Source organism: Rhodobacter capsulatus SB 1003, assembly GCF_000021865.1.
Taxonomy (GTDB): domain Bacteria; phylum Pseudomonadota; class Alphaproteobacteria; order Rhodobacterales; family Rhodobacteraceae; genus Rhodobacter; species Rhodobacter capsulatus_B.
The window spans coordinates 616321-642184 of record NC_014034.1; the positions used below are offsets into that span (position 1 = coordinate 616321).

Sequence of the window (25864 nt, forward strand, 5' to 3'; positions counted from 1 at the left end):
CGCAAGGGCGCCCGACCGCGGCGGCCTCAGCGGGCGAGCCCGGCGTAAAGGCGGGGCAGGCGTTCGGGCAGGCGCTCGACGCGGTCGAGGATCTGGTAGCCGCGCGGCCCGAAGATCTGCGCCACATAGGCATCCGCCTCGGGATCAAGGCTGAGGCAGAAGGGCAGCACGCCCTGCCGCGCCAGCGCGGCCACCGCGGCGCGGGCGTCGTGACGCAGATGCGCGGGGGCGCGTTCGTCGATATCGGCGGGCGCCCCGTCGGTCAGCACCAACAGCAGCTTGCGCGCCGCGCGCTGCTGGCCCAGATGCCAGCCCGCATGCCGGATCGCGGCGCCCATCCGGGTGGAAAGCTGCCCCTCCATCCCCGCCAGCCGGGCCTTGGGGCCGGGCCCCCACACCTCGGCAAAGTCCTTGAAACGCTGATAAAACACATTGTGCCGCCCGTCCGAGCAAAAGCCGTGCAGCGCGAAAGGATCGCCGACGCGGTGCACCGCCTCGGCCAGCAGCACGGTCGCTTCGCGGGTCAGATCCAGAAGCCGCCTGCCCCCGGGCCCCGCCGGATCATTGGTCGAGGCGGACAGATCGAGCAAGAGCAGCACCGCCACATCTCGCGTGACCTGACGTTGCCGCATCATCACCCGCGGGTCGGGCTGACGGCCCAGCCGCAGATCGACCGCCGCACCGATCGCGGCGTTCAGATCCAGCTCGTCGCCGTCTTCCAGCCGCCGCACCCGCTGCACGCCCTGCGGCTGCAGCGCCTCCAGCACCCGGCGCATCCGCGCCAGAACCGGGCGGTGCGCCTGCAAGATCGCCTCGGTCAGGTCCGGATCACCGGGGCGGGGGCGCTTGTCATGCACCGTCACCCAGTCGGGCCGGTCGAACCCGCTGCGGTGGTCGTATTCCGGATACCGGCGTGGCGGCGCGACGGGCGGGCGCCCCTCGCGCGCGTTGAAGCTGCTGCCGGCATCGTCAAACAGCTCGGTCGCGCAGACCAGGATTTCCTGCGCATCGTCCCCCGCGGTTTCGACCTCGACCTCGTTCACCAGCTCGGAAACCGAGACATGACGGCGGATCTGCGCGGGCGGTGCCACCCCGTCCGACCAGTCGCTTTCGTCGCCTTCCCACAGCGCGCGGTTGTCATCGCGATAGGGCAGGGCGGGCGTGGGCAGGCGCGGATCAAGCCGCGCGGCCAGCGCAAGGCCGATGCGCAGCGCGGCCATCTCGTCGGCAAGATCGGCCCCGGCCAGCGCCGCCCGGGCCCAAAGCGCGTTCGGGTCGGTTTCCGGCGTCGCGGGCAAAAGCAGCGCGCGGGCGATGCGGTCGAGCGGCCCGGTGCCGGTATGAAACCGCGCCCAAAGCGGGCCAAGCCCCGGAAAGCGGGCAATCGCCAGCGCCTCGGCCCTTGCATCCTCGATCAGCCCGATGCAGGCGCGCTGATGCAGGTTCAGCCCCTCCATCAACAGCGGCCCCCGCCGCGCCGCCAGATGGGCGGCGGCATGGGCGGCGGCGGCGCGGTAAAGATCAAGCCCCGTCGCGCCCTGCGTATCATCCCAGGCATCGGGCAGATGGATCACCCCGGCTTCCAGACAGGGCCGCAGCCCCTCGCGCGTCTCGAAATCGCCCGAGGTCGGGCGCATCGGAAAATCCCGCCCCCAAAGCGCACGCAGATAGGCGCCGATGCGGCGGTGGATATCGACGAACAGCACGCCCTTGCGTTCGCGTTGAAGCACAGCCTGCGCCTCGGCGCTTTCGAGCGCAAAATAGCGCGCCTGTTCGGGGTAATTCGTGCGGTGCATCTCGGCGCCCCACAGCGCCCAGCGGCGCAGACCGCCCAGCGTCAGCACGGCCAGAAGCCTGTCGAGCTGATCCAGCATCGGCCGCACCCCCCGCGGCGCCTGCGCCAGCAGCAGATCCAGAAACCCCAGATAGGCGCGGAACAGATCGGCATCGCCCAGCCGCCGCGCGGCGAGCGGCGCCGTCGCCAGAACCCGCGCGATCACCGCGCCCGAGGTGCGCGCGGCCATCGCCAGACAGGCGCGCAAAAGGTCCGGCAGAACGTCTTCCCCCAGATCGCGGGCGACGGGCAGGGCCGCCTCGGCCCAGGCCTGCACCGCCTCGGCGCCCTTGCCGCTGCGGGAAAGCGCCGCCGCGCCCTCGTGCCAGACCGCGCGGCCCTGCGCCGAAAGCGCCCGCGCCGCCTCGGGGGCGAGGCGCGTCAGGGCGTCCTGCGCCGCATCGGGCAGGGGCTCGGGGGCAAGCGGGGCGGACATGGCGGGCCTCAGAAATAGGTGGTGACGGCGGCGTCAAGCGCGTCGCGCATGTCGGGATCGTCGGTGATCGGGCGCACCAGCGCCATCCGGCAGGCGGCCAGCGGCGCCACGCCCTGGGCGATCAGCCCGCCCGCATGCACCAGCATCCGCGTCGAAATCCCCTCGTCAAGGCCGTGCCCCTTGAGGTTGCGCGCCCGTTCCGCGATCGCCACCAGCTTTTGCGCCAAGGCCGGGTCGATGCCGGTTTCATGGGCGACGATCTCGACCTCGACGCCATGCTCGGGCCAGGTGAAATCGAGCGCGCCGAAGCGTTGCTTCGTCGATTGCTTGAGATCCTTCATCAGCGCCTGATAGCCGGGGTTATAGCTGATCACGAGCTGGAAATCCGGGTGGGCGCGCAGCAATTCGCCTTTCTTTTCAAGCGGCAGCACGCGGCGATTGTCGGTCAGCGGGTGGATGGCGATGGTCGTGTCCTGCCGCGCCTCGACCACTTCGTCCAGATAGCAAATCGCGCCATGCCGCGCGGCAAAGGTCAAGGGCCCGTCCTGCCAGCGCGTGCCCGTGGCATCCAGCAGGAAGCGCCCGACCAGATCCGAGGCGGTCATGTCCTCGTTGTAGGCGACGGTGACGAGCGGCTTGCCCAGCCGCCAGGCCATGTGCTCGACGAAACGGGTCTTGCCGCAGCCGGTCGGGCCCTTGAGCATCACCGGCATCCGCGCCGCATGGGCGGCCTCGAACAGCGCGATTTCATCGGCGACCGGGCGATACCAGGGCTCGGCCGGAATGCGGAAAGGCTGGGTGGGATCGGTCATGACAGCCTCGTGGATGGGGAAAGGGGCCCGCCGCAAGGAAGGTCGCGGCGGGCCGTGAACCGCCGCCAGGAGGGGAGGGGCGGCGGGCAGGGTGTCGGCTCAGACGGCGGTGCCGCGATAGACGATCATGTTGGCGCCCTGGCTTTGGGTGAAATTGTCATAGCCGATCAGCCGGACATGATGGCCGGGGTTCGCTTCGTGACAGGCTTTCAGCTCGGCCAGGATCGCATCGACATCGGTTTCGCCGAACATCGGCAGTTTCCACATGTACCAATAGATCTGCGCGGCGAAGTCGGGTTCGGTATGTTCGATCCCCGGGTTCCAGCCGTTCTTCACGATCCACTCGACCTGACGACGGATCTCGGCCTCGCCCATCGGCGGCAGATAGGAAAAGGTGCCCATCTTGCGGCTTTCCGGGCGCGAGAGGCGGGAGGGGTAGTCCTGAACGGTGCTCATCTGATGTCCTTTCGGGCCGGTCTCAGCGGTGCTGCACGTCGAGCTTGTCGACGGTGTCGAATTCGAACTTGATCTCTTTCCAGGTCTCCATCGCCATGCGCAGCTCGGGGCTCGATTGCGCGGCCTTGGTCAGGATCTCCTTGCCTTCCTTTTCCAGATGGCGGCCCTCGTTGCGGGCCTGCACGCAGGCCTCCAGCGCCACCCGGTTCGCACAGGCGCCCGCGGCATTGCCCCAGGGGTGGCCCAGCGTGCCGCCGCCGAATTGCAGCACCGAGTCATTGCCGAAGATCGAGACCAGCGCCGGCATGTGCCAGACATGGATGCCGCCCGAAGCCACCGGGAACAGCCCCGGCTGCGGCCCCCAGTCCTGATCGAAAAAGATCCCCCGCGACCGGTCGGCCTTGATGAAGCGATCGCGCAGAAGGTTGATCCAGCCGATCGTCGCCTCGCGGTCGCCCTCGAGCTTGCCGACGACGGTGCCCGAATGCAGGTGATCGCCCCCCATCAGCCGCAGGATCTTCGCCAGCACCCGGAAGTTGATGCCGTGATTGGGGTTGCGGTCCATCACCGCATGCATGGCGCGGTGGACATGCAGCAGCATCCCGTTCTTGCGGCACCAGCGCGACAGGCTCGTATGCGCCGCCCAGCCGACGGTCAGATAATCCGACATGATGATCGGCGTGCCGATTTCCTTGGCGAATTCCGCGCGTTCGTAGATCTCCTCCATCGTCCCGGCGGTGACGTTCATGTAATGGCCCTTGCGCTCGCCGGTTTCGGCCTCGGCCTTCTGGATCGCCTCCTGACAGAACAGGAAGCGGTCGCGCCAGCGCAGGAAAGGCTGGCTGTTGACGTTCTCGTCATCCTTGGTGAAATCCAGCCCGCCGCGCAGGCATTCATAGACCGCCCGGCCGTAGTTCTTGGCCGCAAGACCCAGTTTCGGCTTGATCGTGCAGCCCAGCAGCGGGCGGCCGTATTTGTCCAGAAGGTCGCGCTCGACCTTCATCCCGTGCGGCGCCCCGGGGCAGGTCATCACGAACCAGAGCGGAAACCGCACGTCTTCCAGCCGCAGCGCCCGCACCGCCTTGAAACCAAAGACGTTTCCGACGAGCGAGGTGAAGACGTTGACGACCGAGCCTTCCTCGAACAGGTCCATCGGATAGGCGATGAAGGCATAAAAGGCCTCGTCGCTGCCGGGGACATCCTCGATCGCATAGGCGCGGCCCTTGTAGTAATCGAGATCGGTCAGAAGGTCGGTCCAGACCGTCGTCCAGGTCGCGGTGGAGCTTTCGGCGGCGACGGCGGCGGCGGCTTCCTCGCGGCTGACGCCCGGCTGCGGCACCACCTTGAAGACGGCCAGAATGTCGCTGTCCTTCACCTGATATTGCGGTTCCCAATAGATCGAGCGGTAGTCTTTGACACCGGCGTCATAGGTCTTGGCGGCCATGGTTCCCTCGTTGGTTGGCCCGTTTGGCGGGGCTTGCGGGGACTATGCGGCCTTGCGGGACTTTACAAAACTGAATAGTTTTTAGTGATGAAATAGGGAAAAGCTTATCATGCGTTGCACGCTTCGCCAGTTGCAGGTCTTTGCCGCGGTGGCGCGGCACGCCAGCTACACCCGCGCCGCCGAGGAATTGCACCTGACCCAGCCCGCGGTCTTCACCCAGGTCAAGCAGCTCGAAGACGCACTCGGCGCCGTGCTGCTTGACCGGATCGGCAAGCGGCTTTTCCTGACCGAGGCGGGGCAGGCGGTGCTGGCCACCGCGCGCGAGACGCTGGAGGGGATCGAGCGGCTGGAGATGCAGCTGGCCGATCTGCAGGGGCTGCGGCGAGGGCGGCTGCGGCTGGCCATCGTCTCCACCGCGCAATATTTCCTGCCGCGGCTTCTGGGCGCCTTTTGCACCGAAAACCCCGGGATCGAAGTGGCGCTGACCGTCACCAACCGGCAAACGGTGATCGCCCGTCTGGCCGCGAACGAGGATGACCTGTGCATTCTGGGCCAGCCGCCCGAGGGGCTGGATGTGGTGGCCCGCCCGATTGCGCGCAATGCGATCCTCGTGCTGGCGCCGCCGGGCCATCCGCTGGCGGGCGTGACCGCGGTGCCCTTTGCCGCGCTGGCCGAGGCGCCCTTCATTCTGCGCGAGCCCGGGTCCGGCACCCGGGCTGCGGCGGAAAAGTTCTTTGCCGAGAACGGCATCCGGCCGCAGGTGCGGATGGAGCTGGGCTCGAACGAGGCGATCAAGGCGGCGGTGGCGGCAGGGCTGGGCCTGGCGATCCTGTCGCAGGACACGATCACGCTGGAGGCCGAGACCGGGCGGCTTGCGGTGCTGGATGTGCAGGGCTTTCCGCTGCTGCGGGTCTGGAACGTCGCTTATCCGCGCGGCAAGCATCTGTCGGTGGCGGCCAGAGCCTTTCTGGCGCATCTGGCGGCGGGCAGCGCGGGCCCGAGCTGACGCGCCGCCTGGCCCGCTTGCGAAAACACCGGTTTCATGCTAGCCCCAAGCCACGGTCGGCAGTTCACCGAGGCGTCGCTGTCCCGCAAGGGAAGCTAAACCTGCCCGATTTCCCGTGACAGACCCGGCTTCCCGGGGCCTTGTCGCAAGTCAGCGACCAGCGATGGATCGACGGCCCCCGAGGAACGATCATGCCGAGACAGTCCATTCCGCTTGCCATCGCGGATCTTTCGCAATTTTCCCGTGCCCTTGGCGCGCAGCTGGCCGTCCGCCCGGACAGGGCCCCCTCGCATCTGAGCCTGCTGAACATGCTGGCGCGGGCGGCGGGGTTTCGCAACTTCCAGCACCTGCGCGCGGGCGCCGTGCCCGCGGCCGACCCCGCACCGCCGCCCGCGGCCGCGCCCGAACCGGTCGATCTGCGCCGCATCGCCAAGGTGGCGGGGTTATTCGATGCCGAGGGGCGGCTGAGCCGCTGGCCCTCGAAACGGGCGCAGCAGATCCTGTGCCTTTGGGGGCTGTGGGCGCGGCTGCCCGCGGCGACGCCGATGTCGGAACGCGAGATCGGCGAGCGGCTCAGGGCGCTGCATCTTTTTGGCGATCCGGCGATCCTGCGCCGCGATCTGGTCGATCTGGGGCTGTTCCGCCGCGATCCCGACGGGTCGAATTACCTGCGGCTGGAACAGGCCCCGCCCGCCGAGGCGCGGCTTCTGATCCGCGACCTGGCGCCGCGCAGCCGCCCTTAACGGCCGTAAAACCGCCGCCGCGCCTCGGCCTCGATGTCGAGGCGCAGCTGCAGATCGGCCAGAACCCTGGCCTCGCGGCGGCGGTCCTCTTCGGTCGGGGCCGCGCGCAGCTTTTCGGTCTGCGCCTCGACCGCCTTGCGCAGCTCGATCTCGCGCGGCAGCGCCCCCGCCTCGGCCATGATGCGAAAGCCGATGGCATCGGAGCTGCCCGCATTGTCTCCCATGTTCAGGGGCTTGCCCGCGCCGCGCAGGTTTTCGAACTGCCCCTCGGCCTGCGCCTTCAGGATCTGCCGTTCCGCCATGTCGGAAAATTTCATCCCTGGACTCCTTGCGGACGGGCGATCAGCCCGCGTTCGATTTCGGTGAAAACCGGCCAGAACAGCGCCAGCCCCGCCGGGCCGCGCGGGCCGAAGGCGGTCAGCGCCCCGGTGATCATCAGCGCCGCCGGAAGCGGGTCCAGATCGGCGCGAAAGACGCCCTGCGCCCGGCCAAGGCCGAGAATCTCGGTGTAACGGCCGCACCAGCCGCGGGTGAACTCCGCGATCAGCGCGCCGATCTCGGGCTCTGACGGGGCGATCTGCGCCAGCTGCGCGAAACAGGCGGCCAGTTCGGGACGGTCGCGCAGGCTGTCGTGATAGGCCTGCACCTCGGCGCGCAGCTGATCCCGCGCCGGTCGGGCGGGGTCGGGCGCGGGCGGCAAAAGCGCGCAAAAGGCCGCGCGCGTCGTTTCGGCCACCAGCCGCAACAACCCGGATTTGGTGGCGACATGAAAGTGCAACGTCGAGATGTTGATGCCGACGCGGGCCGCCACATCGCGGGTGCGCAGCGCCGCCGCCCCCTTTTCCAGGATCAGAGCTTGTGCCGCCGCGGCGATCATCTCGCGTCGCCTGTCCTGACGCAGATAGGGCTGGAGAGGGGTCTGTTCGGTCATGACTCAATCATATGATTGATTTCGGCAAAAGGCAACCCCGCGCCGGACCATTCCCAAAGCGCCTTCGAGCGGGGCAGGCTTGCCCGAATAACGGGCAGGCGCGGGGTTCTTGCCTGCATCCGCGCACAGAGGCGGGCGCCGCCCTTGGATCGGTGTCCTTGTGCGGCGCAGCCTGTCGTTATATGGAATCACTATATAACGGAGTCGGTCATGTTCGGCGATGATCAGGTCGAGGCACTCGAGCTTGGGCAGGCCAGTCCCGAGGACGAATTCGGCCAGTGCTTCACCGGCGAATGCCGGGTGAACCTGCTGCCGACGCTTTACCGGCTCAATGCGGTGATTTCGCAATCCCCCGACCCGGGCGAGAGCCTGGGCATGATCCTGAAGACGATGCGCAGTGAAATGCGGATGGAGCGGGGCACGGTGTCGCTGATGGACCGCCGCCGCGGCCAGGTCTTCATTCATCAAAGCTTCGGGCTGACCGCGGAAGAGGAAAGCCGCGGCGTCTATGCGATGGGCGAGGGCATCACCGGCAAGGTCGCTGAGACGGGGCGGGTGATCATCGCGCCGCGGCTGCACGAGAGCCCGGATTTTCTGGATCGCACCGGGGCGCATGCCGGGGAATCCCGGCGCAGGGTCGCCTTCGTCTGCGTGCCGATCATGCTGGGCAAGCGGGTTCTGGGCACGATCGGCGGCGAGCGCAGTTACCTCAACCAGCGGCTTCTGAAGCAGGATGCCGAATTTCTGGCCGCCATCGCGCTGATGATCGCGCCGACGGTCGAGCTTTACCTGATCGCCAATGTCGAAAAGCTGGAACTGGAACGCGAGAACCGCGAATTGCGCGATGCCCTGCGCGAACGCTTCAAGCCCGGCAATATCATCGGCAATTCCAAGGCGATGATGGCCGATGTCTATGATCTGATCGGCAAGGTCTCGAAGACGCGGGCGACGGTGCTGATTTTGGGCGAAAGCGGGGTCGGCAAGGAACTGGTCGCCTCGGCCATTCATTATTCCTCGGACCGGGCGGCGAAACCCTTCGTGCGCTTCAACTGCGCCGCGATCCCCGAGACGCTGGCGGAAAGCCTGCTTTTTGGCCATGAAAAGGGCGCCTTCACCGGGGCCCTGGCCAGCCGCAAGGGGCTGTTCGAACAGGCCGATGGCGGCACGCTGTTTCTGGACGAGCTGGGGGAACTCAGCCCCTCGGTGCAGGCAAAGCTGTTGCGGGTGCTGCAAGATCGCACGCTGGAGCGGGTGGGGGGCAGCACCCCGGTTCAGGTTGATGTGCGGGTGATTGCGGCGACGAACCGGGAACTGGTGCGGATGGTGGCCGAGGGGCGGTTCCGCGAGGATCTGTTTTACCGTCTCAACGTCGTGCCGATCACCGTTCCGCCCCTGCGCGAGCGCGGCTCTGACATCATCCTGCTTGCCGATCATTTCGTCGCCAAGGCCTGCAAGGCGATGGAAAAATCGGTCAAGCGGATCTCGACGCCCGCGCTGAACATGCTGATGGCCTATCACTGGCCGGGCAATGTGCGGGAATTGGAAAACGTGATCGAGCGGGCGGTGATCCTGTCGGATGACGAAGTGATCCACGCCTGGAACCTGCCGCCCTCGCTGCAGACGGCGCGCGAAAGCGGCACGACGCTGGGGCTGGGGCTGGAGGAAAAGGTGCGTCTGGTCGAAAGCGAAATGATCGTCGAGGCGCTGAAGACGACCCAGGGCAATATCGGCCAGGCGGCCGAGCTTTTGCAGGTCTCGCGCCGGGTGCTGGGCCTGCGGATGGGGCGGCTCGGCATCGACCCGCACCGGTATCGCGCTTCGGCCTGATCGACGGCCAATGACCGAATACCGGCCCCGCTTCGGCGGGGCTTTTTCTTTGCGGCAGCCCGTTCGGAATTCCGTTTACCGAACGGTAATCGGTTACATAACGGTAAGGAGTTCCTGTCGGGCGACGGGGCGATGATTTCCATTAATATCATATGGTTGAGCGGGCATTTCGCCCCGAAGCCGCCTTGGCACGGGGGCTGCTCTATAGGGTTCAGACGGATGCGAAACGCCGTCGCAAGACATCCCTTCCCAAGGAGCGACCCATGACCCGCAAGATCGCCATTTACGGCAAAGGTGGTATCGGCAAATCGACGACCACCCAGAACACCGCCGCAGCCCTTGCCTTTTTCCACGAAAAGAACGTCTTCATCCACGGCTGTGACCCGAAAGCCGACAGCACCCGGCTGATCCTGGGCGGTCTGCCGCAGCAGACGGTGATGGACACGCTGCGCATCGAGGGCGCCGAGCGCGTCACCGTGGACAAGGTCGTGAAGACCGGCTTCAAGGACATCCGCTGCGTGGAATCGGGCGGGCCGGAGCCGGGCGTGGGCTGCGCCGGTCGCGGCGTCATCACCGCCATCGACCTGATGGAAGAAAACGAAGCCTACAGCGAAGACCTTGATTTCCTGTTCTTCGACGTGCTGGGCGACGTGGTTTGCGGCGGCTTCGCCATGCCCATTCGCGACGGCAAGGCGGAGGAAGTCTATATCGTCGCCTCGGGCGAGATGATGGCGATCTATGCCGCCAACAACATCTGCAAGGGTCTGGCGAAATACGCCCGGCAATCGGGCGTGCGTCTGGGCGGGATCATCTGCAACAGCCGCAATGTCGATGGCGAAAAGGAATTCCTTGAGGAATTCACCAAGGCCATCGGCACCAAGATGATCCACTTCGTGCCGCGCGACAACATCGTGCAAAAGGCCGAGTTCAACAAGCAGACCGTGACCGAATTCCAGCCCGAGGCCAATCAGGCGCAGGAATACCGCGAACTCGGCCGCAAGATCATCGAGAACGAGGATTTCGTGATCCCGAAGCCGCTCGCCATGGATGAGCTGGAAGCCATGGTCGTCAAATACGGCCTGATGGACTGATCCTCCGGGGCGCCGCGCCCGGCGCCCTTTCCCCGAATTTCCATGGAGTTAGGCCGATGCCCTACCATGAGTTTGAAGTCTCGAAATGCATCCCCGAGCGGCGCGAGCACGCGGTGATGAAGGCGGCGGGCGAGGATCTGACCTCTTGCCTGCCGAAAGGCTACCTGAACACGATCCCCGGCACGATTTCCGAACGCGGCTGCGCCTATTGCGGCGCAAAACACGTGATCGGCACGCCGATGAAGGACGTGATCCACATCTCCCACGGGCCCAATGGCTGCACCTATGACACCTGGCAGACGAAGCGCTACATCTCGGACAATGACAACTTCCAGTTGAAATACACCTTTGCGACCGACGTGAAGGAAAAGCACGTCGTCTTCGGCGCCGAGGGGCTGCTGAAGAAATCGATGCACGAGGCCTTTGACGCCTTCCCGAACATCAAGCGGATGACGGTCTATCAGACCTGCACGACGGCGCTGATCGGCGATGACGTCGATGCCATCGCCAAGGAAGTGATGGAAGAACGCGGCGATGTCGATGTGTTCGTCTGCAACTCGCCCGGGTTCGCGGGGCCCAGCCAATCGGGCGGTCACCACAAGATCAACATCGCCTGGCTGAACCAGAAAGTCGGCACGGTCGAGCCGGACTACCTAGGCGAACACGTCATCAACTACGTGGGCGAATACAACATCCAGGGCGACCAGGAGGTGATGATCGACTATTTCAACCGCATGGGCATTCAGGTGCTGTCGACCTTCACCGGCAACGGCAGCTATGACAGCCTGCGGATGATGCACCGCGCGCATCTGAACGTGCTCGAATGCGCGCGGTCTGCCGAATACATCTGCGACGAACTCCGCGCCCGCTACGGCATTCCCCGGCTGGATATCGACGGCTTCGGCTTCGAGCCGCTCGCCAATTCGCTGCGCAAGGTCGCGCTCTTCTTCGGCATCGAGGACAAGGCCGAGGCGATCATCGCCGAGGAATATGCGAAGTGGAAGCCGCAGCTGGACTGGTACAAGGAACGGCTGAAGGGCAAGAAGGTCTGCCTCTGGCCGGGCGGATCGAAGCTCTGGCACTGGGCCCATGCGATCGAAGAGGAAATGGGCCTCAAGGTCGTGTCGGTCTATACCAAGTTCGGCCATCAGGGCGACATGGAAAAGGGCGTCTCGCGTTGCGGCGAGGGGGCCTTGGCGATCGACGACCCGAACGAGCTGGAATCGGTCGAAGCCATCGAGATGCTGAAGCCCGACATCATCTTCACCGGCAAACGCCCCGGCGAATTCGTCAAGAAACACGGCGTCCCCTATCTGAACGCCCATGCCTATCACAACGGGCCTTACAAGGGCTTCGAGGGCTGGGTCCGCTTCGCTCGCGACATCTACAACGCGATCTATTCGCCGATGCGGCAGCTGGCGGCGCTGGATATTTCCGCCCCCGATGCGGCCATCACCTCGGGCTTCCGCACCGCCAAGATGAACGCCGATCTGACCGTTTCGGATGAGGTCAAGTTCAGCGAGGTGCTGCACGAATACACCGGCAAATACGACTCGATTGCCGAGATCCGCGCCCGCAATCAGGCCTATGCCGCCGAGCAGAAAGCGCTCCGCGACGCCGTTCAACCTGCCGCCGAATGAGGGACAGATGACCGATATCAGCGAAAAACTCGATCCGCTCGTCGATTACATCATGAAGAACTGCCTGTGGCAGTTCAACTCGCGCGGCTGGGACCGGCTCAAGCAGAATGCCGGGATCCTGTCGCAGACCTGCGAGATCCTGTGCGGCGAGGAGCCGGTGCATGAAACCGCGATGGACCGCTGCTACTGGGTCGATGCGGTGATCCTGTCGCGCGCCTACAAGGCCCGCTTCCCCTGGCTGATGGCCATGACCAAGCCCGAGATCAAGAGCCTGTTCAAGGCGTTGCACGAGAAGATCGACCATCTCACCGTTCACGGCTCGCTCAATACCGAGCTGACCGTCCCGCATTATTGAAAGGAAGACCCCAATGACTTGCCAGGTCACCCAGAAGGCGCGGGAAGGCACGATCAACCCGATCTTCACCTGCCAGCCCGCCGGGGCGCAATTCGCCTCGATCGGGATCAAGGATTGCATCGGCATCGTTCACGGCGGCCAGGGCTGCGTGATGTTCGTGCGTCTGCTGATCTCGCAGCACATGAAGGAAAGCTTCGAGATCGCCTCGTCGTCGGTCCATGAAGATGGCGCGGTCTTCGGCGCGCTCGACCGTGTCGAAACCGCGGTCGAGGTGCTTTTGACCCGCTACCCCGATGTGAAGGTGGTGCCGATCATCACCACCTGCTCGACCGAGATCATCGGCGACGACGTGGACGGGCTGCTTTCGAAACTCGAAGACGAGTTGCTGCCGACCAAATTCCCCGGCCGCGAAGTGCATCTGCTCACCGTGCATTGCCCGAGCTTCGTTGGCTCGATGATCACCGGCTATGACAAGGCGGTGCATGATTTCGTGAAGAAATTCGCGACGAAGGACGAGCCCAGCGACAAGATCAACCTGATCACCGGCTGGGTGAACCCGGGCGATGTGAAGGAGCTGAAACACCTTCTGGAGGTGATGGAGGTCAAGGCGAACGTGCTCTTTGAAGTCGAAAGCTTCGACAGCCCGCTGATGCCCGATCTGGAACACCATTCGCACGGCTCGACCACGATCGAGGATCTGCGCGACACGGCCAATGCGAAAGGCACCATCGCGCTCAATCGCTATGAAGGCATGAAGGCCGCCGATTACCTGAAGAAGAAGTTCAAGGTTCCCGCGGTGATCGGGCCGACCCCGGTCGGCATCCGCAACACCGATGCCTTCCTGAAAGCGGTCTCCGAGATGACCGGCCAGCCGATCCCGGCGCAGCTGGTCAAGGAACGGGGCCTTGCGCTCGATGCCATCGCCGACATCGGCCACATGTTTCTGGCCGACAAAAGGGTGGCGATCTATGCGAACCCCGATCTGGCCATCGGCCTGACCGAGTTCTGCCTTGACCTCGAAATGAAGCCGAAACTGCTGCTTCTGGGCGATGACAACTCGGGCTATGTGAAAGACCCCCGCGTGCTGGCGCTGCAGGAAAACGCGCCGGATCTGGAAATCGTGACGAACGCCGATTTCTGGGATCTGGAAAGCCGCATCCAGCAAGGGCTCGAACTCGATCTGATCCTCGGCCATTCCAAGGGCCGGTTCATCTCGATCGACTACAAGGTGCCGATGGTCCGCGTGGGCTTCCCGACCTACGACCGGGCAGGGATGTATCGCCATCCGGTGCTGGGCTACGGCGGGGCGATGTTCCTTGCCGAAACCATGGCCAACACGCTTTTCGCCGACATGGAGGCGAAGAAAAACAAGGAATGGATCCTCAACGTGTGGTGACGGCATCGCCGCGCAACCTGCCGGGCCGCCCCGTGGCCCGGCCTTTTCCCTTTCGCGTCAGGAGCTTCCCATGCAGATCGCGGTTTTTCTGGACGACACCGGCCAGCCCGTCAGCCTGAACGCCCCGGGTCGGCTGGTCCTTTACGAGGGCAGCGGCGATGACTGGCGGCTTGTCGAGGACTGGCCGCTGGAATTGCCGCGCGCGGGCGGCATCGCGGCCCTGCGCGCCGCCGTCGAACGCATGGTCTTCGCGCTTGCCCCCTGCACCGTGCTGATCTCGGCCGAGGTGCGCGGCTATGTCTATTCGCTCTTGCAGGAACAATACGGCTTTTCCGTCTGGCGCTCGACCGGGCCCGTCGAGGCGATGCTCGCCTCGGTCTGCGTGGGCGAGGAGGAACGGGCGCGTGAGGCCGCCTGTTGCGACACGAAACCCGAGGCCGGTTGCGGCAGCTGCGGCAGCAAGGTCACCGCGATTTCCCCGCCGCCCGAGGTGCAGGCGGAAGACCGCCCCGACGGCAGCCGCTTCATCGATCTGGCCGCGACGCTTGCCGCCGATGCGCGGCACAATTCGCGTTCGGTCCTGGGGCCGGTCCTTGCGGCCGAACCGTTCCGCCCGCTCTCGATCCGCATGGATCATCAACCGCGCTGGTTCGCCCGCACCCTGCGCGCCATGGGCCTGCGCTTCACCGAAGACCGCCGCGAGGGCGCGCTATTCGTGACCGTCACCTTGGAAAAGGAACTTGCGCAATGAAACAGGTGCTTGTTTTCGCTTACGGACTGGATCTGCACCCCGAGGAGATCGGCAAGCTTTGCCCTTCGGCCAAACCCCTCGCCCGGGCCAGTGCGCGCGGTTGGCGGATCGGGTTTTTCGGCCATTCGCGGGTCTGGGACGGGGCCGAGGAAAGCCTGATCCCCGATCCCGACGCCCATGTGCCCGGCGTGATCTATGCGCTGGCGCCGTCCGAGGCCGAGATGCTGGAGGCCGCGCGCGGGGTCAAGCTGAACGGCACCGGGCGGTATTTTCACACCCCCATCGATGTCGTGACCGAAGATGGCCTGTCCCTGGGCGCGGTGGCGCTGATCAAGACCGAACGGCGGGCGGAAAGACCGCCCAGCCGCCCCTATCGCGACCGCATCGCCGAAGGGGCGCGGCTGCACGGGCTTGACCCCGATTACATCGCCGCGCTTGCGGCGCTGCCCGCCACCGAGCCCGCCTATCCGGTGCCGATGGCAATCCAATTGCCGATCTTTGCCGGCTCCTGCTGTTGAAAGGAAAGATGATGACCGAGACCCAAGCGCCGACCGAGCGCACCCGCCTGAAGCGCTACCATTGGCTGGCCGCCTATGACCGCGCCACCATCGATGCGATCATCGATGCCGCGCTGGTGTGCCAGATCGGCTATGTCGTCGAGGGCGCGCCGATCGTGACGCCGACCTGCCACTGGCGGATGGGCGATCACGTCTATTGGCACGGCTCTTCCGCCAGCCGGATGCTGCGCGCTCAGGAAAGCGGCGTGCCGGTCTGTTTCTCGGTCACGCATCTGGACGGGGTGGCCTTTTCGCGCGCGGCCTTTGATCACAACATCCTGTATCGCTCGGTTATGGCATTCGGCAAAACCGAGCTGGTCGAGGGCGCGGACAAGAAGACCGCGCTGGAAGCTTTTGTCACCCGTCTGGCGCCCGGTCTGTGGGACTATGCCCGCCCGCCGACCGAACAGGAATGGAAAGCGTCAAAGGTGATCCGGATGAAGCTGGACGAGGTCTCGGCCAAGGTCGCCGCGGGCCTGCCCGAGGAAGACGAAGCCGATCTGGCGCTCGATCTCTGGGCCGGGCATGTGCCGGTGCGGATGGTGACAGAGGCCCCGGTGCCCGATCCGAAACTGCGCCCCGGCATCGCGATGCCCGATTTCGTCCGCGCCTTCGGGCTTTGAGGGCCGCTGCCTGGCGCGGCGCAGCGGGTTGATCCTCAGCCGCCAGGCTTCTTGCGTTTCTTCGGTGCCGCCACCGGCGCGGGCGGCATCCAGCCCAAGCCCGCCGCGGTCGTCAGCTTCGGCGTGTAATCGGCGCTGATCCAGCCCTTGTAGCCCGCCGCCGCAAGCTGGTTCAGGAAACCGGCCACATCGACCCCGTCCAGGCCCGGCTCGGCCCGGTCGGGCGCCGAGGCCAGCGCAACATGGCGCAGATCGGCGCCGAAGCGTTCGGCCACCGCCGCGGGGGCATCGCCCAGGGCCACGGCCGTCGCGGTATCCAGACACAGGCCCAGATTGTCCGCATCGACCTCGGCCAGCAGTTCGGCCAGCTGATCGTAGCTTTGCAGAAAACTGCCCCCGGGCCGCGGCGCCAGGGTGAAGACGCGCCTCGGCGCCTCGGCCACGGCCCAGCGCAGATTGCGCAGAAGCGTCCCGGTGTCGCCTTCGGGCCCGGTCAAAATCTCGATCGCGCCGGGTTTCAGCACCTCGGCATAGCGCAGCATCCGCTTGAAATCGCGCTGAAACCGCTCCTCTCCCCCCGGTGTTGCGGCAAAGCCCGGGGGGGCGCCGGTGTAATTCGGCGGCGGCGCCTGCATCGCCGCAAACATCAGCCCCGAGAGCACCAGCCGGTCGCGCAGATCCTGCACCGGCCCGTCATAGGGCGAGGCGAGGCTTACCCCCGCAAAACCCGCCGCCTGCGCCGCCGAAAACCGTGCCGCAAAGGGCAGTTCCTGAAACAGCACCGTCAGATCGGCGGCCAGTTTGATCATGAAATCTCCGCCATCCGCTGGATCGGAAAGAACACCCCGCCCGAGGTCAGCCCAAGCCAGTCCTCGCCCGCATGCGGGCCGGGCGCGGCCAGATCGACCAGCCGGTAAAAGGTCTTGCGGTCGATCCGCGCCTCAAGGCCCCGGCGCACATGCAGATAGGGCCGTGGCTCGCCATCCGCCGCGATCTCCACCCGGATCGGATGGTCCGGGCCTGCCACCACCTCGTCGCCCACATTGGTCACGAAGCGCAGATCCCCCGCCTCGGCGGTGCAATCGACGGCAAGGAAGGGCGCGTCCTGCACCCGGATGCCGACCTTTTCGACCGGGGTCACCAGATAGAACCTGCCGTCTTCCAGCTTCAGCACCGATGCGAAGAGCCGCACCAGAGCCTCGCGGCCGATCGGCGTGCCCAGATAGAACCAGGTCCCGTCGCGGCGGATCTCGATGTCCAGATCGCCGCAAAAGGGCGGGTCCCACAGATGCACCGGCGGCGGCCCCTTGGCCCCGGCTTTCGTCACGGCTGCGGCGATCCCCTCGGCACTCGGCGGCTTCACGGCGATTTGTGGCGCGGCTGTCTCGGTCATCTTCTCTTTGTGGTTGGGCTGCGGCGGTTTATCTGTTTCTCTACCCGTATAACGCGCAACCGGAGCCCTGTCATGACCGAGACCGATACCCTTCTGGCCGAGATCGAGGCTCTGGGCAGCAAACTGGGCGCCGCCCGTGCCTCGGTGAACCGCCGCTTCATCGGGCAGGAACGCGTGGTGGAGCTGACCTTGGCCGCGCTTTTGTCGGGCGGGCATGCGCTGCTGGTCGGCCTGCCGGGGTTGGGCAAGACGATGCTGGTGGACACGCTGGCCACGGTGATGGGCCTTGCCCCCGCCCGCATCCAGTTCACCCCCGATCTGATGCCCGCCGACATTCTTGGCTCCGAGGTGCTGGAAACCGCCGCCGACGGCAGCCGGGCGTTCCGGTTTCTGGAAGGGCCGATCTTCTGCCAGCTTCTGATGGCCGACGAGATCAACCGCGCCAGCCCCCGCACGCAATCGGCGCTGTTGCAGGCGATGCAGGAACGCGAGGTGACGGTGGCGGGCGTGCATCGGCCGCTCGGACCGCCCTTTCATGTGCTGGCGACGCAAAACCCGATCGAGCAGGAGGGGACCTATCCCCTGCCCGAGGCGCAGCTGGACCGCTTCCTCGTGCAGGTCGATGTCGACTATCCGACCCGCGCCACCGAACGCGACATTCTTCTGGCCACGACCGGGGTCGAGGCCGCCCGCGCCATCGCCGTCTTCACCCCGGCAGAGCTGATCGCGGCGCAGCAGCTGGTGCGTCGCATGCCGGTCGGCGATCGTGTGGTCGAGGCGATCCTGGATCTGGTCCGCGCCTGCCGCCCCGGCGAGCCCGAGGCGCTGCCCGTCATCCGCGACAGCCTGGCCTGGGGCCCCGGTCCGCGCGCGGCACAGGCGCTGATGCTGACGGTGCGGGCGCGGGCGCTGCTCAATGGTCGTCTGGCGCCGGGCATCGACGATGTGGCGGCGCTCGCCCGTCCGGTGCTCAGCCACCGCATGGCGCTGACCTTCGCCGCCCGCGCGCGCGGCGAAACCCTGTCCGCGATCATCGCCCGCGCCGTGACCGAGGTTCTGGGGACCGAAGCCGAGGCCGCCGCGTGAGCGACCCCCTTCCCGATGCGGCGGCACGCGATCTGCGCCGGGCCGCCGAGGCGGAAGCCGCGGCCCTGCCCGCGCTGCTGATCGCCGCCGAACATCTGGCCAACACCGTGCAGATGGGCGGCCATGGGCGCCGCCGCGCGGGTGCGGGCGAGGAATTCTGGCAATACCGCCCCGCCCATTCCGGCGACGAGGCCCGTTTTGTAGACTGGCGCCGCTCGGCCCGGTCTGACGCGCAATTCGTCCGCGACCGCGAGGCGCAGCTGGCGCAATCGCTCTGCCTTTGGGTCGATCCGGCGGCTTCGATGCGCTTTTCCGGCGCCGAGACCGGCCGCAAGGCCCGGCCCGAGAAACAGACCCGCGCCCGGCTTCTGGTGCTGGCGCTGGCGATTTCCGCGCTGCGGGCGGGGGAACGGGTGGGGCTTGCAAGCCCGCTGGCGCCGCCGCGGCCGGGCAGGGCGCAGCTGCTGACGCTGGCACAGGCGCTTTTGGCCGAAAGCTCGGCGCAGGACCATGTCGCCCCCGATCTGTCGGCCGTGGCGCCGCAGGCGCGGCTGGTGCTGCTGTCGGATTTCTTCGCCGATCCCGCGGCGCTTGAAGCCGCGCTTGCGGGCGTGGCCGGGCGCGGCGTGACCGGCGTCCTGCTGCAAGTGCTGGATCCGGCCGAGGAAGATTTTCCCTATGACGGCCGCACCGTCTTCACCTCGATGGCGGGCGGGCTGCGGTTCGAAACCCGCGAGGCGGGCGATCTGCGCGCCCGCTACCGGGCACGTCTGGCCGAGCGGCGCGACCGCATCGCCCGCATCGCCGAGCGCGCGGGCTTCGCCTTTTCCAGCCACCACACCGGCGTCCCGGCGCAGGCGGCGCTTTTGTGGCTGCATGGCGCGCTGGCGGGGGGCTGGCGATGACGATGCTGGGCCCGCTTGGCTTTACCGCGCCGTGGTTGCTTCTTGGCCTTGTCGCGCTGCCGCTGCTGTGGTGGCTGTTGCGCGCCACGCCGCCCGCGCCGGTCCGGCGCCGCTTTCCGGGCGTGGCGCTGCTGCTTGGCCTGACCGATGCGGCGGTGCAGGCCGAGCGCACGCCCTGGTGGCTTCTGGCGCTGCGGATGTTGGCGCTGGCCGCCGCGATCTTCGGCTTTGCCGGGCCGGTGCTGCATCCTGCGCCGCCTGATCCCGCGCGCGGGCCGCTTTTGATCCTGGAAGACGGCAGCTGGGCCTCGGCCGCGGATTGGCCGCGCCGGACCGAGCGGCTGGCCCGCGCCCTGACCGAGGCTGCCGCGGCGGGCCGTCCGGTGGCGCTGATCTCGCTGGCCGATCCGCCCCCGGCGCCGCCGCCCTTTGGCGATGCTCGCGATCTGCTGGCCGGCCTGCCCGGGGTGCAGCCGCAAGCCTGGGAGCCCTCGATCGACCTTGATCCGGCGGCGATCCTGCCCGCGGGCCGCCATGACACGCTTTGGCTGTCGGACGGGCTCGCCCGTGCCAGCCGGGCGCCGCTGACGCGCGCGGTGCAGGCACAGGGCGCGCTGACGGTCTGGCAGCCTGCCGCGCCGGTGCTGGCCCTTGGCGCGGCGAGCGTGGAAGGCACCAAGTTGCATCTACCGCTCTACGCCTCGGCACCCGTCAGTCGCACGTTTGAAATCGCCGCGCTGGGTGCCGATCCCTCGGGGTTGGAACGCGAGCTCGCCCGTCAGCCGGTCACGCTGCGCGATCAGGCGCAGGCCGAGGCCGTCTTCGATCTGCCGCCCGAATTGCGCAACCGCATCACCCGCTTCGAGATTTCCGGCCTGCGTTCGGCGGGGGCCGTCAGCCTGACCGACGATGCGCTGAAGCGGCGCAAGGTGGCGCTGATCTCTGGCAGTTCCGCGCGCGAGGGGCTCGAGCTGCTGGCCCCCACTCATTACCTGCATCAGGCGCTGGCGCCCTCGGCCGATCTGATCGAGGCAACGCTGGCCGATGCCCTGCCGGTGCAGCCTGATGTGATCATTCTGGCCGATGTCGGCGAGGTGGCGGAAACCGCCGCCTTGCAGGGCTGGGTCGAAAAGGGCGGCATGCTGATCCGCTTTGCCGGGCCGCGGCTGGCGGCGGCCGATAGCGCGGCCGATCCGCTGTTGCCGGTGCGGCTGCGTCAGGGCGGGCGGTCGGTCGGCGGCACGATGAGCTGGGGCGCGCCGCGCAAGCTGGCCCCCTTTGCCGGGACCTCGCCCTTTGCCGGGCTGATCCTGCCCGACGAGGTCACCGTGCGCGAACAGGTTCTGGCCGAGCCCGACCCCGATCTGGGCGCGCGCACCATTGCCGCGCTGGCCGATGGCACGCCCTTGGTCACCCGCAAGGCGCTGGGGCAGGGGGCGGTGGTGCTGTTTCACGTCACGGCGAATGCGGAATGGTCGAACCTGCCGCTCTCGGGGCTGTTTCCGCAGATGCTGGAGCGGCTTTCCGTCTCTGCCCGGCCCGTTGCCCCCACCGCCGAGGATCTGGCCGGGCAAAGCTTCACCCCGCGCAAGCGTCTGGACGGGTTCGGGCTTTTGACGCCGACCGAGGCCGAGGCGGGGGTGAGGGGCGAGGATCTGGCCGAGGGCCCGCCCGGCCCCGATCTGCCGCCCGGGCTTTACGCGACCGAGGATCAGGTTCTGGCGCTGAACGCGCTGCCGCGCGGACGGCAGCTGGCGCCTGCGCTCTGGCCCGCGGGGGTGACGCGCGAGGGCGAGACCGCGCCGAAGCAGAGGCCGCTGGCCGGGCTGGCGCTGGCCGCGGCGCTGATGGCGCTGATGGCCGATATTCTGGCGACGCTGGCGCTGTCGGGGCGGCTGCGCGGCCCGCGCGCGGCGGCGGTGATCGCGCTGGCCGTGCTGCTGCTGCCCAGCCCGCCGCAGGCGCAGACGATGCCCGGGCCCATGTCCGAGGCGCGGGCGATCGAAGCCGCGTCGAACGTGGTTTTCGCCACTGTGCCGAGTGGCGATGCGGGGGTCGATCAGGTCGCGATGGCGGGGCTGCGCGGGCTGGGCCAGACCCTGACGCGGCGCACCACCGTCGAGCCGTCCGAGCCGATGCAGCTCGATCTGGAAGCCGATGATCTGGCGCTGTTCACGCTGATCTACTGGCCGGTGACCGAGACCGCGCCGACGCCGTCGCCCGCGGCCTATGCGAAACTGAACCGCTATCTGCGCGGCGGCGGCATGATCCTGTTCGACACCCGCGACGCCGATCTGGCGGGCTTCGGGGCGGCGACCGGGGCCGGGCGGCGGCTGCAGGCTTTGGCCGCGCCGCTCGACATTCCGCCGCTGGAACCGCTGCCCGCCGATCACGTTCTGACGCGCAGCTTTTATCTGTTGCAGACGATGCCCGGCCGCCATGACGGCCCGATCTGGGTCGAGGCCGCCCCCGTGGATGCCGAACAGGCCGAGGGGATGCCGTTTCGCAACCTCAATGACGGGGTGACGCCGGTGGTGATCGGCGGCAACGATTGGGCCGCGGCCTGGGCGGTTGATGACGTGGGCCAGCCGATGTTCCCGGTCGGCCGCGGTCAGGCGGGCGAACGCCAGCGCGAGATTGCCGCGCGGTTCGGGGTCAATCTGGTCATGCATGTGCTGACCGGGAATTACAAATCCGATCAGGTGCATGTGCCTGCGCTTCTGGAAAGGCTCGGGCAATGAACGGGGTTTCGGTCGTCTTCGCGCCGCTTGTGCCCTGGCCGGTTCTGGCCGGGCTTGCGGCGCTGGCCGGGCTGCTTTTGGCTTTCGCGCTTTGGCGCGGGCTGAAAGGCTGGGCGCTGCGGGGCTTTGCGGCTTTGGCGCTTTTGGGCGGGCTGGCGCAGCCCTCGGTCCAGCACGAGGACAAGACGCCGCTGTCGGATATCGTGCTGCTCGTCGATGACCGCTCTGCCTCGCAGCGGTTGTCCGACCGCGGCGCGCAGACCGATGCGGCGCTGGCGCAGCTTTCGGCTGCCATCACCGCGCTGCCGAATACCGAATTGCGCCGCGCCACCGTGCCCGACGGCGCGCAGAATGCGGGCACGCAGCTGGGCGCGGTTCTGTCCGAGACGCTGGCGGCCGAGCCGCGCGGGCGGGTGGCGGGGGTGATCTTGCTCTCGGACGGGCGGCTGCACGACCCCGAAGCGCTTCCCGATCTGCCCGCGCCGCTGCATCTTTTGCGCACGGGGCATGCCGGTGACTGGGACCGCAGGCTGGTGATCGAGACCGCGCCCGCCTTTGGCATCCTCGGCGAGGAAACGGTGATCCGCCTGAAGGTCGAGGATAGCGGCGCCGTGCCGCAAGCGGCCGGGACCATGGCGCGGCTGACGATCTCGATCGACGGGGCGGCGGCGCAGGACTACCCGGTGATGGTCGGGCAGGATCTGGAGCTGCCCTTGAAGCTGGAGCATGCCGGGCAGAACGTGGTGCAGTTCCGCCTTGATCCCGCGCCGGGGCAGCTGACGGACCGCAACGACAGCGCCGTGGTCAGCATCAACGGCGTGCGCGACCGGCTGCAGGTGCTTCTGGTCTCGGGCCAGCCGCATGCGGGCGAGCGGACCTGGCGCAACCTTCTGAAATCCGATGCCGGGGTGGATCTGGTGCATTTCACCATCCTGCGCCCGCCGGAAAAGCAGGATGGCACGCCGGTGTCGGAACTGTCGCTGATCGCCTTTCCGACGCAGGAGCTGTTCCTCGACAAGATCGACGAATTCGATCTGATCATCTTCGACCGCTATGCCGAGCGTGGCATCCTGCCCGCCGCCTATTTCGAGAATATCCGCGCCTATGTCGAACGCGGCGGGGCGGTGCTGGTCTCGGCCGGGCCGGAATTCGCCACGGTGGAAAGCCTGTGGCAGACGCCCCTGGGCGATATCCTGCCCGCGCGGCCGACCGGGCGGGTGCTGTCGGCGGCCTATCTGCCGCGCCCGACCGAATTGGGGTTGCGCCATCCGGTCACTGCGGGGCTGACGGGGGCGCCGCCGCCCGCGGGAGAGGCGGGAGAGGGCCATTGGGGCCGCTGGCTGCGGCAGATCGAGCTGACCGGCGCCCGCGGCGAGGTGGTGATGAAGGGCGTCGGCGAGGCACCGCTGCTGGTGCTGGACCGGGCGGGCAAGGGGCGGGTGGCGCTTCTGGCCTCCGATCACGCCTGGCTTTGGGATCGCGGCTACGAGGGCGGCGGGCCGCAGCTGGAACTTTTGCGCCGCATCGCGCATTGGGCGATGAAGGAGCCCGATCTGGAAGAGGAGGCCCTGCAGGCCGAGGTCGAGCCGGGCAGCCTCTCGGTCACGATCACCCGCCGCACGATGCAGGACAGGGCCGACCCGGTGCAGATCACCAGGCCCGATGGCACGGTCGAAAGCCTGCCCCTGTCGCAGGTCGAGCCGGGGCGGTTCGCCGCCCTCTGGACCGCCCCCGCCGAGGGGCTTTACCGGCTGAATGCGGACGATCTGGAGCGCGTGATGGTGCTGGGGCCTGCCAGTGCGCGCGAATATGAAACCCCGGTCGCCTCTGGCGAAGCGCTGGCGCCCCTGATCGCCGCCTCGGGCGGCTCCGAGACGGCGCTGGAAGAGGGTATCCCCGATCTGCGGCAGGTGCGGCCGGGCCGCGTCGCCGCCGGGCGCGGCTGGATCGGCGTCACCCCGCGCGAGGTCACGGCCACGACCGACATCCGGCTGACGCCGCTTTTGCCGGGCTGGGCCTGGCTTGCCCTTGTTGCGGCGGCCATCACCGCCGCCTGGCTGATCGAGGGGCGGCGGCGGGCGGCTCAGCCCAGCTGATCGGCCAGGCAGCGCAGGAACAGCGCGGCGCCGACGGGGATCAGGCTGTCGGGGAAATCGTAATCGGAATTGTGCAGGCTGGGGCTGGCCTCGCCCGCACCCAGAAGCAGCATCGCCGCGGGGGCCAGCGCGCCGAAACGGCCGAAATCCTCGGAGGCGCGCATCGGCACCTCCGTGTCACCCTCGGGGATCGCCTCGGCCGCCAGTGCCGCGCGCAGGACCGCCACCGCCTCGGGCGCATTGGTGCAGGCGGTGAAGATGTCGTGATACGAAAGGCTTGTGCCCAGCCTCTCGGCGGCCTCGGCCACCGCGGCTTCGGTCGCGGCGACCAGCGCGGCCATGCCCGCATCGGTCTGGGTGCGCAGCGTCGCCCAAAGCTCGGCCTCGGCGGGGGCGATGCCGAAGGCGGGCTCGCCCAGCCGGGCATGGGTGACGGTGACGAGCGAAAACGCCGGATCGGTGACCGGGCCGCCCTTGCCCAGACCGGGCAGCCGCGCGATCAGCTGCGCCAGCGCCGGGCCCGGCGAAAGCCCCGTCTCGGGCTGCGCCGCATGGGCGGTGCGGCCGGTCAGCCGGATCCGGATCCCGCGGGAGGCGCAATTGGCAGGCCCGGGGCGCACCACCGCCTGCCCCAGCGCCAGACCGGGGTAATTGTGCAAGGACAGCGCCAGATCGGGGCGGATCTGCGCAAAAGCCGGATCGGCGATCACCGCCGCCGCCCCCGATCCGTCCTCCTCGGCGGGCTGGAACAGCAGCACCGCCCGGCCGCGCCGGGGTTTCTGCCGCGCAAGCCCCCGGGCGACGCCCGCGACAATCGCCATATGGCCATCATGCCCGCACAGATGCGCCTTGCCCGGCACGTCCGAGCGATGCGCGACGGTGCCGGTCTCAAGGATCGGCAGCGCATCCAGCTCGCAGCGGATCAGCACCGTCGGCCCGGGCTCAGCCCCCTCCCAGATCGCCGCGACGCCATGGCCGCCCAGCCCGGTCAGAAGCCGGTCGGGCCGGGATTTCATCAGCTCCGCCACGACGGCCCGGGCGGTCCCGGCCTCCGCGCCCGAAACCTCGGGCGCGCGGTGCAGCGCCTGGCGGAAGGCGGTCAGCGCGATCACGTCGGAATTGCTCAGCCGCGTCCGCATCAGCGCAGCCCGATCTCGGCCAGAGCTGCCTGCAGATCGCCGGGCAGGGGCTCCTCCTGTCCGCGCCCGGCCGCAAGATCGCGCGGCGCCTCGGTCGCGGGGAAATAGCGCCAGCCCTGAAACGGCCGCCGCGGCACGGCATCGGTGCGGATCACCGCCGGATCCAGCACCAGCGCGCAGCGGGCGACGCCATCGGCGCCGGTCACCGGCTGCAGATCCAGGATCGGCTGCCGCGCCAGGATCTGCCCCTTGATCACCCAGTAAAGCGAGCCGCCCGCCAGAACCTCTTCGGCGCGCTTGGGCCACATCCGCGTCACATGCCGCGCCGGGCCGGTGCCGAAATGCGCGCGCTGCCAGTCGGTCAGATCCTCGACGCTCTCTGCGCCAACACAAAGCTTGAGGATATGCAGCGGTTGTGTCATTGCCTTCTTTCCTGTCCCCGGCGCTTTGATCATTCGATCAAAAACGCTACAAGTGGTCTTCCGTTTCCCGTCACACCACAATATAGAGTGCGTCGCCCGAGGGCAACGCGGTTCACCCCGACGTTGACCCACTGCCCTCGTCACCGTATCTTTAACCCTCTTTCCGCCCGCCGGTCGCTG

General features: G+C 67.6%; 24 protein-coding genes. 14 read left to right on the forward strand and 10 right to left on the reverse strand.

Going from position 1 to position 25864, the window contains the following annotated elements; genetic code table 11:
- Positions 1 to 26 precede the first annotated feature (26 nt).
- From RCAP_RS02905 to RCAP_RS02920, 4 genes are all read right to left on the reverse strand, one after another.
- A complete protein-coding gene (locus tag RCAP_RS02905; RefSeq protein ID WP_013066320.1) occupies positions 27 to 2270 on the reverse strand; it encodes a VWA domain-containing protein in 2244 nt (747 codons plus the stop codon).
- A gap of 8 nt (positions 2271 to 2278) precedes the next feature.
- The gene (locus tag RCAP_RS02910; RefSeq protein WP_013066321.1) at positions 2279 to 3082 is read right to left on the reverse strand and encodes a CbbQ/NirQ/NorQ/GpvN family protein; all 804 of its coding nucleotides are present in this window, start codon (positions 3080 to 3082) and stop codon (positions 2279 to 2281) included.
- A gap of 99 nt (positions 3083 to 3181) precedes the next feature.
- Positions 3182 to 3538, reverse strand: coding sequence for a ribulose bisphosphate carboxylase small subunit (locus RCAP_RS02915; protein WP_013066322.1), 357 nt, complete (start codon positions 3536 to 3538; stop codon positions 3182 to 3184).
- A 22-nt stretch (positions 3539 to 3560) separates the two neighbouring features.
- Positions 3561 to 4982, reverse strand: coding sequence for a form I ribulose bisphosphate carboxylase large subunit (locus tag RCAP_RS02920; protein WP_013066323.1), 1422 nt, complete (start codon positions 4980 to 4982; stop codon positions 3561 to 3563).
- A 109-nt stretch (positions 4983 to 5091) separates the two neighbouring features.
- On the opposite strand from RCAP_RS02920, the gene RCAP_RS02925 reads away from it, so the two are divergent.
- Complete coding sequence (locus tag RCAP_RS02925; protein WP_013066324.1) at positions 5092 to 5988, forward strand: LysR family transcriptional regulator; 897 nt, start codon at positions 5092 to 5094, stop codon at positions 5986 to 5988.
- Positions 5989 to 6179: 191 nt separating this feature from the next.
- Positions 6180 to 6731, forward strand: coding sequence for a DUF2087 domain-containing protein (locus RCAP_RS02930; protein ID WP_013066325.1), 552 nt, complete (start codon positions 6180 to 6182; stop codon positions 6729 to 6731).
- On the opposite strand, the gene RCAP_RS02935 is transcribed toward RCAP_RS02930, so the two are convergent.
- Together RCAP_RS02935 and RCAP_RS02940 are read right to left on the reverse strand one after the other, a co-directional pair.
- The gene (locus RCAP_RS02935) at positions 6728 to 7048 is read right to left on the reverse strand and encodes a DnaJ family domain-containing protein (RefSeq protein ID WP_013066326.1); all 321 of its coding nucleotides are present in this window, start codon (positions 7046 to 7048) and stop codon (positions 6728 to 6730) included. The genes RCAP_RS02930 and RCAP_RS02935 overlap by 4 nt on opposite strands.
- Positions 7045 to 7662, reverse strand: a complete 618-nt coding sequence (locus tag RCAP_RS02940) for a TetR/AcrR family transcriptional regulator (RefSeq protein ID WP_013066327.1) — start codon at positions 7660 to 7662, stop codon at positions 7045 to 7047. Before RCAP_RS02940 ends, RCAP_RS02935 begins: the two co-directional genes overlap by 4 nt.
- A gap of 210 nt (positions 7663 to 7872) precedes the next feature.
- On the opposite strand from RCAP_RS02940, the gene RCAP_RS02945 reads away from it, so the two are divergent.
- The 8 genes from RCAP_RS02945 (at position 7873) to RCAP_RS02980 (ending at position 15902) form a co-directional block, all read left to right on the forward strand.
- A complete protein-coding gene (locus tag RCAP_RS02945; protein ID WP_013066328.1) occupies positions 7873 to 9489 on the forward strand; it encodes a sigma-54-dependent Fis family transcriptional regulator in 1617 nt (538 codons plus the stop codon).
- 263 nt (positions 9490 to 9752) lie between these two features.
- A complete protein-coding gene (gene nifH / locus RCAP_RS02950; protein ID WP_013066329.1) occupies positions 9753 to 10580 on the forward strand; it encodes a nitrogenase iron protein in 828 nt (275 codons plus the stop codon).
- Positions 10581 to 10636: 56 nt separating this feature from the next.
- Positions 10637 to 12220, forward strand: a complete 1584-nt coding sequence (anfD, locus tag RCAP_RS02955) for a nitrogenase iron-iron protein, alpha chain (protein ID WP_013066330.1) — start codon at positions 10637 to 10639, stop codon at positions 12218 to 12220.
- Positions 12221 to 12227: 7 nt separating this feature from the next.
- Positions 12228 to 12575, forward strand: a complete 348-nt coding sequence (gene anfG, locus RCAP_RS02960; RefSeq protein ID WP_013066331.1) for a Fe-only nitrogenase subunit delta — start codon at positions 12228 to 12230, stop codon at positions 12573 to 12575.
- 13 nt (positions 12576 to 12588) lie between these two features.
- Positions 12589 to 13971, forward strand: coding sequence for a Fe-only nitrogenase subunit beta (gene anfK, locus RCAP_RS02965; protein WP_013066332.1), 1383 nt, complete (start codon positions 12589 to 12591; stop codon positions 13969 to 13971).
- A gap of 70 nt (positions 13972 to 14041) precedes the next feature.
- The gene (gene anfO, locus RCAP_RS02970; RefSeq protein WP_013066333.1) at positions 14042 to 14722 is read left to right on the forward strand and encodes a Fe-only nitrogenase accessory protein AnfO; all 681 of its coding nucleotides are present in this window, start codon (positions 14042 to 14044) and stop codon (positions 14720 to 14722) included.
- Positions 14719 to 15240, forward strand: coding sequence for a gamma-glutamylcyclotransferase family protein (locus RCAP_RS02975; protein ID WP_013066334.1), 522 nt, complete (start codon positions 14719 to 14721; stop codon positions 15238 to 15240). The genes anfO and RCAP_RS02975 overlap by 4 nt, the downstream gene beginning before the upstream one ends.
- 11 nt (positions 15241 to 15251) lie before the next feature.
- Entirely contained in the window at positions 15252 to 15902 is a 651-nt protein-coding gene (locus tag RCAP_RS02980) for a pyridoxamine 5'-phosphate oxidase family protein (protein ID WP_013066335.1), read from the forward strand.
- Positions 15903 to 15937: 35 nt separating this feature from the next.
- Here RCAP_RS02980 and RCAP_RS02985 read toward each other — a convergent pair whose 3' ends face one another.
- Both RCAP_RS02985 and RCAP_RS02990 read right to left on the reverse strand, forming a co-directional pair.
- Positions 15938 to 16711 (reverse strand): TIM barrel protein, encoded by a 774-nt coding sequence (locus RCAP_RS02985; protein ID WP_013066336.1) that lies wholly within the window; start codon positions 16709 to 16711, stop codon positions 15938 to 15940.
- Entirely contained in the window at positions 16708 to 17295 is a 588-nt protein-coding gene (locus RCAP_RS02990) for a DUF1285 domain-containing protein (RefSeq protein ID WP_013066337.1), read from the reverse strand. Before RCAP_RS02990 ends, RCAP_RS02985 begins: the two co-directional genes overlap by 4 nt.
- 72 nt (positions 17296 to 17367) lie before the next feature.
- Here RCAP_RS02990 and RCAP_RS02995 point away from each other — a divergent pair, with 72 nt between their 5' ends.
- The 4 genes from RCAP_RS02995 to RCAP_RS03010 are packed head-to-tail and all read left to right on the forward strand — an operon-like array spanning position 17368 to position 24123.
- Positions 17368 to 18381 (forward strand): AAA family ATPase, encoded by a 1014-nt coding sequence (locus RCAP_RS02995; RefSeq protein WP_013066338.1) that lies wholly within the window; start codon positions 17368 to 17370, stop codon positions 18379 to 18381.
- The gene (locus tag RCAP_RS03000; RefSeq protein WP_013066339.1) at positions 18378 to 19286 is read left to right on the forward strand and encodes a DUF58 domain-containing protein; all 909 of its coding nucleotides are present in this window, start codon (positions 18378 to 18380) and stop codon (positions 19284 to 19286) included. Before RCAP_RS02995 ends, RCAP_RS03000 begins: the two co-directional genes overlap by 4 nt.
- On the forward strand, positions 19283 to 22027 hold the full coding sequence (locus RCAP_RS03005) for a DUF4159 domain-containing protein (RefSeq protein ID WP_013066340.1): 2745 nt from the start codon (positions 19283 to 19285) through the stop codon (positions 22025 to 22027). The genes RCAP_RS03000 and RCAP_RS03005 overlap by 4 nt, the downstream gene beginning before the upstream one ends.
- Entirely contained in the window at positions 22024 to 24123 is a 2100-nt protein-coding gene (locus RCAP_RS03010) for a membrane protein (RefSeq protein ID WP_013066341.1), read from the forward strand. The genes RCAP_RS03005 and RCAP_RS03010 overlap by 4 nt, the downstream gene beginning before the upstream one ends.
- On the opposite strand, the gene RCAP_RS03015 is transcribed toward RCAP_RS03010, so the two are convergent.
- Together RCAP_RS03015 and RCAP_RS03020 are read right to left on the reverse strand one after the other, a co-directional pair.
- Positions 24111 to 25262: an amidohydrolase gene (locus RCAP_RS03015; protein WP_013066342.1), complete on the reverse strand. Its 1152-nt coding sequence runs from the start codon at positions 25260 to 25262 to the stop codon at positions 24111 to 24113. The genes RCAP_RS03010 and RCAP_RS03015 overlap by 13 nt on opposite strands.
- Positions 25262 to 25684 carry a DUF1489 family protein gene (locus tag RCAP_RS03020; protein WP_013066343.1) on the reverse strand — a complete coding sequence of 141 codons (423 nt, stop codon included), beginning with the start codon at positions 25682 to 25684 and terminating at the stop codon, positions 25262 to 25264. The genes RCAP_RS03015 and RCAP_RS03020 overlap by 1 nt, the downstream gene beginning before the upstream one ends.
- Positions 25685 to 25864: the final 180 nt, after the last annotated feature.